Raw genomic sequence first — 10,860 nt, 5'->3', positions numbered from 1 at the left:
GAGCCCGGACATGAGCGGGGAGACGGCGCCGCCGCTGGCACGGTCCACGCTGGATCGCGCCGCACACCGCCGGGGCGACGCGCAGTGGTTGACCGAGGCGTGGCTGCGCGGCCGGATACTGCTGCTCGACTCGACCGACGGCGGGCGGGCGCTCGCCCGTACCGACGTGTCGCCTCCGGCGCTGGTGCTGTTCGGCGCGGCCGACGTCCCGGCCGGCTCCGAGTCGACGGCGATGTTCCTCGGCGTCGAGCCCGACGGGGTGCCGGTCTTCGCGCTCGACGCGCCGCTGCCGACGGTGCCGGGCACCCGGCCGGTGAACCTGCGGGAGGTGGGCCACCTGCTCGGCGACCGGGAGGCCGGCATCTTCACCACGGCGCTGGCGCTGCTCAACTGGCACACCCGGCACGGCTACTCGACGGCAACCGGTGCGCCGACGGTGATGGACGAGGCCGGCTGGTCCCGGGTGGATCGCGAAGGCGGGCGGATCTGGCCGCGTACCGACCCGGCGATGATCGTGCTGGTGCACGACGGCGTGGACGGCCCCGAGGGCCGCTGCCTGCTCGGCAACAACGCCGGTTGGCCGGGCACCCCGGGCGGTCGGCGCTACTCGTGCCTTGCCGGGTACGTCGAGCCGGGGGAGTCGGCGGAGGCCGCCGTACTGCGCGAGGTCCGCGAGGAGGTGGGCATCTCGGTCGAGCGGATCGGGTACGTCGGCAGCCAGGCCTGGCCGTTCCCGGGCTCGCTGATGCTGGGCTTCCTGGCCACCGCGGACCCAGCGGATCCGGTGCGGGTCGACCCGTCCGAGATCGCGTACGCCAGGTGGTTCACCCGTGCGGAGATCGGGGCCGCGTGTGCGGGGAGGGCGGTGGACGTGGGGGACGGGGCTCGGCTGATCCTGCCGCCGCCGTCGTCGATCGCGTTGTTCCTCGTCCACCGTTGGCTGGACGGCTGGGTGGACGCCGACCGCTGAGCACGGTCCCGGCCCGTGGCTGCCGTTGCCGCGGCGGTCACGGGCCGGGAACACCGGCCGTCGTGGTCGGTGGGAGCGAATGACGCGGCGGGGGAGCCGAGCCGACCACGACGGACGTCTGGTGGGTCAGGTGCCGGTGCGGCCGGGTCTGCGCCGGAACGCGGGCCGCGGCTCGCCGAGCGGCAGGACCTTGACCCGTTGCTTGCCGGCGCGCACCGCGCCGACCGAAGACAGTGCCCGGGCCAGCAGCAACGCGGCGTCCCGGTCCTCGGCGTGCACGGTCTGCCGGCGCGGTTCCGGCGTGGTCGTCTCGTCGCGGAGGCGATGGCCGTCGGCCCATGCGGCGGCGATGTCCCCGTCGGCGACGGTGCGGATGTCGGTGCGAACGATCAGGAACCGCATAAGGGTCTCCGGATGAACCGCGACGAATGAGCCAGTGTGGAAGTTCCACGTTCTCGTGCGTCATGTTACGCCCCGTGTTCATCCCAGCAAGTGAAACGCGCCTATTGGTTCCGAGCCTCGTCCGATCGGCGGATGCCTGGTCAGCGGGGTCGTCGCCGGACACGACGACGGGGCCGCCGGCACATGCCGACGGCCCCGCCCGGTCGGGGAGATCAGTTCAGATCGAACTGGCCCGTCTTCGCGCCGGTGATGAAGCCGAGCCAGCCGGCCCGGTTGAACAGCAGCACCGGGCCGCCCCGGTCCTTGCTGTCGCGCAGCGCGACAGCCGACGGGCCGGTGCCCAGGGGGGCGACCTCCACACAGTTGGAGGTCTGGCTGCGTGTGCTGGTGCGCCACGGGGCGTCCGCCAACGAGCTGGCGGAGACGGACGGCGTGCTGTGGATGTCGTTCATGGCTCTGCTCCTGGTGTGAACCGATCCGATGGGACGAGTGGTGCCGCACGCCCCGACGGAGGGTCCCCCGTGGATCACCGATCCGTCAGTCGCCCCGAATCCCTGCGGCGCTGGGTCGGCGCCGTTGCCGGCCCGAACGCCACTGTGGATGGGGGCGTCGCCCCGGCCGGCCGTCCCGTCGCCTCGATCAGCCAGGAGAGGGTGTCCGAGGCGTCAAGTGCCGCCGTGCATAGCCACTCGAACACCACTTTATAGCGATTTAGCGTGATTGACTCGGTCGACATGACGTCCTTGAACCCCCCTTCGATGGCCAATGTCTCCGGATCGAGCGGATCGGCGAACCGATAGAGGGAGAAGGCGGTCGGCGGAAGGTACCAATCGCCGATCTGCGTGTCCCGCAGAAGCAGGTGCAACGTCACGTTGGGGAGCTGGGCCAGCTCGCACAACTGGACCAACTGCTCGTGCAGCACTTCGGGCGGGCCGGCCCGGCGGCCGAGGGCCGCCTCCTCCAGAACGGCGGTGTAGCTCGGCGCGTCCGGCTCCCGGGTCAGCAGCAACTGGCGGGCCAACCGGGCCTGCACCTCGGTCTCCGGCTCCTCGGCCGGGTCCGGCTCGCCGGCGCCCTCGCTCGCCTGGCGGGCCGAGACGATCCGGACCTGCGCGTACCCGGCGGTCTGCAGCAGGCCCGGCACCAGAACCGGGTTGTACTCGGAGATCTCCGCGCAGCCCGCCTCCAGCTCGGCCCAGCTGCGCTGCTGCTGTGTCATCACCGGAAAGTTCTTCAACCAGCCACGCATGTCGCCGGCGCCGCCGGCGATCCCGAGCAGCTCCTCGCGTGACGCGGCGTCGGCCCCGTAGAGGTCGAGCAGAACGCCGACATCCTGCGGATCCGGACGGCTGCGGCCATTCTCCAGGCGGGACAGTTTGGACGCGGACGCCCAACCGATCCGTTCGATAACCTGGTCGCCGGTGAGGCCCGCGGCTTCGCGCAGGCTGCGCAGTTCGATGCCCAACCGTCGACGACGCATGATCGGGCTGGGTGCGGCAGGAGGCACAGTGTCCTCTTTCCCGTCGACCGCCGCAGACGCGACGGTAACTGTATGAAATTCGCCCCCCACGGTCAGTATGGACGGCGCGACCGACGTCGGAGGCCCGGCGGGGGCGTGTCTTACTCGAAAAATGAACCATGGGATTCCCGGACGACGACGGACCCGTGGTCCCAGCCCCGTCGACCGCGCCCAGCCGGGCATGCCATCCCGCCGGAGTGACCCCATGCGTACCGTCCTGCGCCGCCCCGACTTCCGCCTGCTGTTCGGTGGCCTGCTGGCCAGCATGACCGCCGAGTCGATCCTGCTGCTCGCGCTCGCCATCTGGGTCAAGGATCTGACCGGCTCCAACGGGCTCGCCGGGGGCATCATCTTCGCAGTCGTCGCCCCGATGACGTTGGCGCCGCTTGTCGGTTGGTTCGTCGACCGGTACCCGCGCCGTCCCTTCTTCGTGACCGCGAACGTGGTCACCGCACTGCTGCTCGCCCCGTTGTTCACGGTCCGCGACGCGGGCGACGTCTGGCTCGTCTACCTGGTCGCCGCCCTGTACGGCCTGTCGTCCATCACGCTCGGCGCGGCGCTCAGCGGGTTGATCCGACAGTTGGTGCCGATGGAACTGCTCGCCGAGGCGAACGGGGTGCTGCAGACCGTACGCCAGGGGCTGCGGCTGGTCGGCCCGCTTGTCGGCGCGGCGCTCTACGCGGCGCTCGGCGGTTGGGTGCTGGCCGGGATCGGCATGGTCGGCTTCGCGACCGCGGCCGCGGTGGTGACCGCGGTGCCGAGCCCGGCGCCGACGACGCCGTCCGTACGGCTGCGCTGGCCCGCCGAGCTGGGCGCTGGCCTGCGGCACCTGACCGGTGAGCCGGCGCTGCGCCGGGCCCTGCTCGGCTACGGCCTCGGATCGCTGGTGATGGGCTTCAGCGAATCGCTGATCTTCGCCTACGTCGACCAGGGGTTGAATCGGGACGCCGCGTTCGTGGGCGTGCTGGTCATGGTGCAGGGCGTCGGCGGACTGCTCGGCGGGCTCTGCTCACCGACGCTGGTCCGCCGACTGGGTGAGATCGGCACGCTGGCCGCCGGGGTGGCCTTCTTCTCGCCTGCCGCGCTCGCGCTCGCGTACCCCGATCTGCGCGTCGGGTTCGTGGCGGTGCTGCTGGCCGGCGTCTCGCTGCCGTTGACGATGGTGGGCCTGCACACGCTGATCCAGCGCCGTACGCCACCCGGGCTGGTCGGAAGGGTCGCGGCGGCAACCCAGGCGCTGGTCAGCGGCCCGCAGGCGCTCTCCATCGGCGCCGGCGCCCTGCTGGTAGGCGTCCTGGACTACCGGGCCCTGTTCCTGTTGGTAGGGGTGGCCACGCTGGCCGCCGGCGTCTACCTCTGGCGCGGCCGGCACCTGAGCGCGCCGGCCGGCGGCCGTGGACCCACGCCGCCGCCCCGCCCGACGCTCCCCGCGCCGCGCCGCCCGGTCGACGCCGACATCGACGCGCCGGTGGCGACGGGACCCCGCCGGCCGCGCCGGCAGTGACGGATGTCGGACACGACGAACGGCCGCCCGGATCGGGGCGGCCGTTCGTCGAGAGGTGACCCGGCCGGTCAGGCGTTGAGGGTCGCCAGGTGCTGCTTGACCTGTGTGATCGAGGGGTTGGTCAGGGCGCTGCCGTCGTCGAAGCGCAGCGTGGGCACCGTCTGGTTGCCGCCGTTGACACTCATCACGAACTCCGCGGCCTCCGGGTCCCGCTCGATGTCGACCACCTCGTAGCCGATGCCCTCCCGGTCGAGCTGCGACTTCAGCCGGTGGCAGTAGCCGCACCAGGGGGTGGAATACATCGTCAGCATGGTCGGATCCTCCAACTCCTCTGACCGCCGGCTTGCGGATCAAGCCGAGGCTGTTCGCTACAACGTCCGGAGGAGCTGAGATGATTCCTGGTTGTGGTGGTTCACTCAGCGTCGGAACAGGTGCTCGCCGGGCTCGACCCGGAGCAGCGCTCCGCGGTGACCGCACCCGCCGGTCCGGTCTGCATTCTCGCCGGCGCCGGCACCGGCAAGACCCGCGCGATCACCTCCCGGATCGCCCACCGGGCTCTCTCCGGGGAGATCTCCGCCCGGCACGTGCTCGCGGTCACCTTCACCGCCCGCGCCGCAGCCGAGATGCGTAGTCGGCTCACGGTGCTCGGGGTGGGCGGTGTCCAGGCGCGGACATTTCACGCCGCGGCGCTGCGGCAGGTGCGGTACTTCGCCCCCCGCCTGCTGGCCGGCCGGGCCATGCCCGAGCTGCTGGACAGCAAGGTGCGGCTGGTCACCCTCGCCGCCGCCCGGGTCGGCCTGCGGACCGACCGGGCCGCCGCGCGAGACCTGGCCGGCGAGATCGAGTGGGCCAAGTCGTCGCTCGTCGAGCCGGGGGACTACGTCGTGTCGGCGGCCCGGGCGCTGCGGGATACGCCGCACGAGCCGGCGAAGGTCGCCGAGGTGTTCACCGCGTACGAGCAGCTCAAGCGCTCCAACGGGGTGATCGACTTCGAGGACATGCTGCGGGCCGCGGTGTGGGGCATCGAGGAGCACCCGGACGTCGGCGAGCAGATCCGCACCCAGTACCGGCACTTCGTGGTCGACGAGTACCAGGACGTCAACCCACTCCAGCAGCGGCTGCTGGATGCCTGGCTGGCCGGCCGCGACGACCTGACAGTGGTCGGCGACGCCAGCCAGACCATCTACTCCTTCACGGGGGCGACCTCGGCGTACCTTGTCGACTTCCCCCGCCGGCACCGCAACGCCACTGTCGTCCGGCTGGTCCGCGACTACCGCTCCACCCCGCAGGTCGTCGGGCTGGCCAACGCGGTGATCTCCCAGGCCCGGGGCACCGAGGCCCGGCTGCGGCTGGAGCTGAGCGGGCAGCGCCCCCCGGGACCGGAACCCGATCTGCGGATCTTCACCGACGAGCCGGCCGAGGCGAACGCGGTGGCCGCGCGCTGCCGGTCGCTTATCGACACGGGCACCCCGGCGAAGGAGATCGCCGTGCTGTTCCGGGTCAACGCGCAGTCCGAGGCGTACGAGAAGGCGCTCACCGAGGCCGGCGTCCCGTACGTGGTGCAGGGCGCCGAGCGGTTCTTCGAGCGTGCCGAGGTACGCCAGGCGATGGTCGCCCTGCGGTCGGCCACCCGCTCGATCCCCGGGGAGACGCCGTTGCCGACCGCCGTGGTCGAGGCGCTCACCGCTGTCGGCTGGGCCCCGGACGCGCCCCCGGCGGGCGGCGCCGCCCGCGAGCGTTGGGAGGCGCTGTCCGCGCTGGTCCAGCTCGCCGAGGAGTACGCGGCCACCCCGGAGGTGGTGCCGATCGGCGAGGCCGCGTCGGTGGAGCGCCCGGTCACCCTCACCGACTTCACCGAGGAGCTGGCCCGGCGGGCCGCCCAGCAGCACGTGCCGACGGTGGACGGGGTCACGTTGGCGTCGCTGCACTCGGCCAAGGGGCTGGAGTGGGACGCCGTCTTCCTGGTCGGCCTCGCCGAGGGCACCCTGCCCACCACGTACGCCAAGACCGTCGAGCAGGTCGAGGAGGAGCGCCGGCTGCTCTACGTCGGGATCACCCGCGCGCGGCAGTGGCTCTGGCTGTCGTACGCCGCAGCGCGCTCACCGGGCGGGCGGGCCCGGCGGCCGTCGCGGTTCCTGCCCCAGCTGGACCGCTCCGGCGGCACCGAGCGGGCCGGCGCCTCCGCCGGTCCCGCGCGCCGTCCCGAACGACGCCGGACGCAGATCGTGTCCTGTCGGATCTGCGGCGCCACCCTGCTCGCCGGCCCCGACCGCAAACTGGGTCGATGCCCCACCTGCCCGTCCGACATCGACGACGAGCTGCACGAACGGCTGCGCGAGTGGCGGCAGCGGGTGGCCGGCGCGCAGAAGGTCCCGGCGTACGTGGTGTTCACCGACGCCACGTTGACCGCGCTTGCCGAGCGGCGTCCCGGCCGGCCGGAAGAGCTGATCGCCATCGCCGGCATCGGCCCCCGCAAACTGGGCCTCTACGGAGAGTCGGTGCTGGCGCTCGTGCAGGGCGCGGGAGTGGACGACGTCTGCCCGGAGAAAACTTTCGAAATCTCGTCGTAAATTCGTTTGCCCTCGCCCCCAGGCGAGGAATAGCCTCAGAACACACCACGCGAGCGGCGCCATTCCGGCTGCTCACGGGGGTTGGTCCAGTCGATTCGAGGAACGTGAGGGAGGTGGCCACCGTGGAGATCTTCACCTATGAGCGTCTGACGGCGATGCCGTCTGTCTGCGCTCCGCTGTCGGCTGTCCGGGTGGCCCTCGCGGCCGCACGACCGTCGGTTCCGCAGGTGCACCAGGTTCAGACCGAGCTGATCCTGGCCGTCGCACCCACCGGATTCAACGGGACCAGTGGCAGCACGGGCATGGACATCAATGGCGTCAAGAAGCGCACTGATGTCCGCGGCGTTCCACCTCGAGGTAGACCAGTCTGATCCTCAGACACCGGCTCACCTCGAGGCCGCGGAACCCGCTACCGGGATCCGCGGCCTCAGTTTTTTGCCCCGCCGAAGTACGTCGGAATGCGATCCACGAGATCGAAGTGAGAGAGAGGTGACCGGGAGATGAGTCTGGCGTTGGCCCCCCTCGATGTGAGCGTCGAGCTGGAGGCGAACCTGCCCTGCCGGAAGTTCGACCCCGACCTGTGGTTCTCCGACTCGCCTGCCGAGCTCGAGCTGGCCAAGTCGCTCTGCGGGGACTGCCCGCTGCGCGTCGAGTGCCTGGCCGGGGCGGTGGAGCGAGCGGAGCCGTGGGGCGTCTGGGGCGGCGAGATCTTCGAGCGTGGCGCGGTCGTCCCGCGCAAGCGGCCCCGTGGCCGTCCGCGCAAGGAGGACGTCGCTCGTGACGCCGAGCTTCGGGTCGAGGCCGAGGCGCGCCTGGCGGCCAGTGGGCTGTCCGAGGTGCGTGGCGCGGTCCGGCTGGCAGCCTGACATGTTCCCGACCCGTACCAACTACGCCGGTGGCACACCGGCAGTGAGTGAGAAAACGATGTTGAACGTTCCGAGTGGAGCCTTCGAGATGCAACTACTCCACGAAGCGTTGACCAGGGCTCGAATGCGCCGGCCTCAGGCCGGTCGTACCACCACGCGCACTGAGGCAACCCGATCCGCCCGTACCGTCGCCATGAACAGCCGCAACCAGTCGGCGCGCGACCTGGGCGTTCTCTAGTACCACCCCACGCAGAAGGGCGGGTGCCGACCGGCACCCGCCCTTCGTGACGTCTCGCCCCGGCCCGCTCAGGCCACCGGCGCGAAGCCCGGCAGCCAGCGCTCCAGGATGCTCCGGTACGGCGCCTTCGCCTCCAACTGGCAGAGCACACCGATCGACCCGAGCGTCACCCGGTGGATGAGCAGGTACGACGGTGGCAGGTTGAGCTGCCTGCTCAGCTGGTAGGTGGGGGAGCGAGGGCTGGCCAACCGACCCGCCTCGGCCCGCAGCCAGGCCCGGGTGAAGCGGAACCCGTCGGCCGCGATGGGCTCCAGCATCGGGCGGAGGAAGTCGAGGACACCCTCGGCGTCGATCTCGTCGGTGGCACCGATGAACCCCTCGTCCCGCAGGCCCGCCACCACCCCGTCCGCGTCGCCGCGCAGGGCCCGCCCGGCGATGCGGCCGATCGGCTCCGGCGTGCCCTCGGGCATCCGGGCCACCGCACCGAAGTCGATCACCCCGAGCCGGCCGTCGGGCAGCAGCCGGAAGTTTCCCGGGTGCGGGTCGGCGTGCAGGAGACCGGCCCGCTGAGGCGCGGAGAGGTGCAGCGTGGCCATCAGCCGGCCGGCCTCGTCCCGCTGCTCCTCGGTGCCCTCCCGAATGATGTCGGCGAGCGGTGTGCCAGTCACCCACTCGGTGACCAGCACCCGCGGCGACGCGGAGACCACCTCCGGGATGAAGATCTCCGGATCGTCGGCGTACGCGGCGGCGAAGGTGCGCTGCGACTCGGCCTCGAGCTCGTAGTCCAGCTCCTCGGTGATCCGCTCTCGCAACTCGACGAGGAGGGGCTTGACGTCGAGGCCGGGCTGGATCGCCCGGAACATCCCGCCCAGTCGGGAGAGCTGCTTGAGGTCGGAGAGCAGCGCGTCACCGGCGCCCGGATATTGGATCTTGACGGCCACGTCGCGGCTGTTCGGCTCGCCGGACGGGCCGTACCCCGGCTCACGCCACCGCGCCCGGTGCACCTGACCGATGCTGGCCGCCGCCGCCGGGGTGTCGTTGAACTCGACGAACCGATCGCGCCAGTCGGGACCGAGCTGCTCGGCAAGCACCTTGTGCACGCTCGCGGCCGGCAGCGGAGGCGCGGCCTCCTGAAGTTTGGTCAGCGCCTGGCGGTACGGTGCCGCGATCTCCTCCGGCAGTGCGGCCTCGAAGACCGACAACGCCTGGCCGAACTTCATCGCCCCGCCCTTGAGCTGGCCCAACACGCTGAACAGCTGCTCGGCGGTGCGCTGCTGGATCTCCGCGGAGATCACGTCGGAGGCGAGCCCGGTGACGCGCTTACCCATGCCGAGGACGGTCCGACCGGCGAAGCCGAGCGGCAGAGCGGCGAGCTTGGCGGTCCGGGACACGGCGCGGCGCGGGATGTCGGTCACTTCGCCATTGTTACCGACCGGAGGGCTCCGCTGCTGCTGTGCGGCCGGGCTGGTGCGTACACCCGGCTCGTCGAGCACCCGCACGCCGGGTGCGGCGGCCAACCCCGGCGGCGGAACCGACCCGCTCCGGTGATCTCCATGGCACCGCCAAGCGTCTCGGGGTGCCCCCCGTCGAGGTGCGCCAGAGCCTCCGCCACCGCGTACCCGATGGCCGCGAGCAGGGTGCCGGTCGAGCCGGCGGCCGCCGGTTCGGCTGCGGCGAGTTGGGCCGCGAGCCCCGGCCAGGCCGGGTCGCGGTCGGCGCGATGCAGCTCGACGCAGCGCAGGCAGGGGCCGGCAGGTGGGCGGACCAACGGCCCGATGACCGGTACGCCCTCGCGGAGGATCACCAGCAGGTGCGGTTGACGGCGCTGGGCGAGACCGGCGGCGAGCAACGCGGGCGGACGGTCCGCGCCGAGCTGGACCACCAGGTCAACCCGGGTGGCCCGGACCGGATGGGTGCCGGTGCCCGGTGCCACGCGGTCGACCGCCGCCCGGATCGCCGGGGCCAGCGGCCGGCCCAGCTCGGTGGCGGGGATGCCCGTCCCGACCAGGTCGACTGGCCGCACCGGGCCGGTGAGCTGTGGGATCACCTGTCCGACGCCGGCCTGGGCCAGCGCCACCGCCAGCGGGCCGCCGAGCGCACCGGCACCGGTGAGCAGCACCCGGGCCGCCCGTCGGCGACGCAGGACCTGTGCGGGAGTGCCGGGCAGCCGGGCCGCGACCAGGGCCAACGCTCCGGCTTCGCCGGCGAGCCGGGTCCGGGCCGGCCCGGCCAGGTCGCGGGGGAGCAGGCTGTGCGCCGGCACCAACAGGCCCGCCGACCGCAGGGCGTCCAGCAGCGTACGTGCGTCGTCGATGCCGACCTGGGCCATGCTCGCCTGGGTCAGCACGTCCCGCTCGCTGCGGGTGCCGTCCAGCAGATCGAGCACGGCGGCGGTACGCGGATTGGCCAGCTCCACCAGCACGGCGGGCCCGGGACCGACACCGATCTGGAGGGTGTGCCGATCCCGCCAGAGCCGGCTGAGGCCGGGAAGAAGCGTGGGGCGGGGCAGGGCGCTACGACTCATGGTGACGAATCGTGACCGCTTCCCTGCGCTCGGTCGATCGTTGTCCACAGGCGTTCAGGGCCGTATCCAGCCTTGTCCACAGGATCTGCCGGGTTATCCACAGGCCACCGGATGTGTTGTCGCGCACCCGACAGGTCACCCGCTCCCGGGACCGCAACGGGGGGCGGGGGGGGCCCCCCCCCCCCCCCCCCCCCGACCGGGTCTTGGCCGACAAGGCGTACACGTCGAAAGCCAACCGCCGCTACCTACGCCGACGCGGGATCAACC

11 protein-coding genes are annotated in these 10,860 nt (G+C 72.1%); 5 read left to right on the top strand and 6 right to left on the bottom strand.

All coding sequences use genetic code 11. The features are described from left to right. Positions 1-10: 10 nt before the first annotated feature. Positions 11-970, top strand: a complete 960-nt coding sequence (gene nudC, locus ACLQ26_RS30665) for an NAD(+) diphosphatase (protein ID WP_425747840.1) — start codon at positions 11-13, stop codon at positions 968-970. Positions 971-1,096: 126 nt separating this feature from the next. Here nudC and ACLQ26_RS30660 read toward each other — a convergent pair whose 3' ends face one another. The 3 genes from ACLQ26_RS30660 to ACLQ26_RS30650 form a co-directional block, all read right to left on the bottom strand. Next, complete coding sequence (locus tag ACLQ26_RS30660; protein ID WP_425747839.1) at positions 1,097-1,372, bottom strand: hypothetical protein; 276 nt, start codon at positions 1,370-1,372, stop codon at positions 1,097-1,099. 212 nt (positions 1,373-1,584) lie between these two features. Then, positions 1,585-1,824, bottom strand: a complete 240-nt coding sequence (locus tag ACLQ26_RS30655; protein ID WP_425747837.1) for a DUF397 domain-containing protein — start codon at positions 1,822-1,824, stop codon at positions 1,585-1,587. 74 nt (positions 1,825-1,898) lie between these two features. Beyond that, entirely contained in the window at positions 1,899-2,879 is a 981-nt protein-coding gene (locus tag ACLQ26_RS30650) for a helix-turn-helix domain-containing protein (protein ID WP_425747836.1), read from the bottom strand. A 217-nt stretch (positions 2,880-3,096) separates the two neighbouring features. Here ACLQ26_RS30650 and ACLQ26_RS30645 point away from each other — a divergent pair, with 217 nt between their 5' ends. After that, complete coding sequence (locus ACLQ26_RS30645) at positions 3,097-4,395, top strand: MFS transporter (RefSeq protein ID WP_425747834.1); 1,299 nt, start codon at positions 3,097-3,099, stop codon at positions 4,393-4,395. A gap of 68 nt (positions 4,396-4,463) precedes the next feature. On the opposite strand, the gene ACLQ26_RS30640 is transcribed toward ACLQ26_RS30645, so the two are convergent. Next, entirely contained in the window at positions 4,464-4,706 is a 243-nt protein-coding gene (locus ACLQ26_RS30640) for a mycoredoxin (protein WP_425747832.1), read from the bottom strand. Between the two features lie 93 nt (positions 4,707-4,799). Here ACLQ26_RS30640 and ACLQ26_RS30635 point away from each other — a divergent pair, with 93 nt between their 5' ends. The 3 genes from ACLQ26_RS30635 to ACLQ26_RS30625 all read left to right on the top strand — a co-directional run bounded on the left by ACLQ26_RS30635 (position 4,800) and on the right by ACLQ26_RS30625 (position 7,831). Further along, positions 4,800-6,965: an ATP-dependent DNA helicase UvrD2 gene (locus ACLQ26_RS30635; protein WP_425747831.1), complete on the top strand. Its 2,166-nt coding sequence runs from the start codon at positions 4,800-4,802 to the stop codon at positions 6,963-6,965. A gap of 122 nt (positions 6,966-7,087) precedes the next feature. Next, complete coding sequence (locus tag ACLQ26_RS30630; RefSeq protein WP_425747830.1) at positions 7,088-7,336, top strand: hypothetical protein; 249 nt, start codon at positions 7,088-7,090, stop codon at positions 7,334-7,336. A 129-nt stretch (positions 7,337-7,465) separates the two neighbouring features. Beyond that, on the top strand, positions 7,466-7,831 hold the full coding sequence (locus ACLQ26_RS30625; protein ID WP_007464802.1) for a WhiB family transcriptional regulator: 366 nt from the start codon (positions 7,466-7,468) through the stop codon (positions 7,829-7,831). A 306-nt stretch (positions 7,832-8,137) separates the two neighbouring features. Here the strand turns inward: ACLQ26_RS30625 and ACLQ26_RS30620 are convergent, their stop codons facing one another. Next, on the bottom strand, positions 8,138-9,484 hold the full coding sequence (locus ACLQ26_RS30620) for an ABC1 kinase family protein (protein WP_363680101.1): 1,347 nt from the start codon (positions 9,482-9,484) through the stop codon (positions 8,138-8,140). Further along, on the bottom strand, positions 9,481-10,593 hold the full coding sequence (locus tag ACLQ26_RS30615; RefSeq protein WP_425747829.1) for a hypothetical protein: 1,113 nt from the start codon (positions 10,591-10,593) through the stop codon (positions 9,481-9,483). Before ACLQ26_RS30615 ends, ACLQ26_RS30620 begins: the two co-directional genes overlap by 4 nt. Between the last annotated feature and the right edge of the window lie 267 nt (positions 10,594-10,860).

This window comes from Micromonospora sp. DT43 (genome assembly GCF_049841645.1).
Taxonomy (GTDB): Bacteria; Actinomycetota; Actinomycetes; order Mycobacteriales; family Micromonosporaceae; genus Micromonospora.
This window is presented reverse-complemented; position numbering and strand designations above follow the sequence as displayed.

Excerpts from the sequence above, each read along its gene's own strand:
- nudC (WP_425747840.1), top strand. The coding sequence starts at position 11 with ATGAGCGGGGAGACGGCGCCGCCGCTGGCACGGTCCACGCTGGATCGC.
- ACLQ26_RS30660 (WP_425747839.1), bottom strand. The coding sequence starts at position 1,372 with ATGCGGTTCCTGATCGTTCGCACCGACATCCGCACCGTCGCCGACGGG.
- ACLQ26_RS30655 (WP_425747837.1), bottom strand. The coding sequence starts at position 1,824 with ATGAACGACATCCACAGCACGCCGTCCGTCTCCGCCAGCTCGTTGGCG.
- ACLQ26_RS30645 (WP_425747834.1), top strand. The coding sequence starts at position 3,097 with ATGCGTACCGTCCTGCGCCGCCCCGACTTCCGCCTGCTGTTCGGTGGC.
- ACLQ26_RS30640 (WP_425747832.1), bottom strand. The coding sequence starts at position 4,706 with ATGCTGACGATGTATTCCACCCCCTGGTGCGGCTACTGCCACCGGCTG.
- ACLQ26_RS30625 (WP_007464802.1), top strand. The coding sequence starts at position 7,466 with ATGAGTCTGGCGTTGGCCCCCCTCGATGTGAGCGTCGAGCTGGAGGCG.
- ACLQ26_RS30615 (WP_425747829.1), bottom strand. The coding sequence starts at position 10,593 with ATGAGTCGTAGCGCCCTGCCCCGCCCCACGCTTCTTCCCGGCCTCAGC.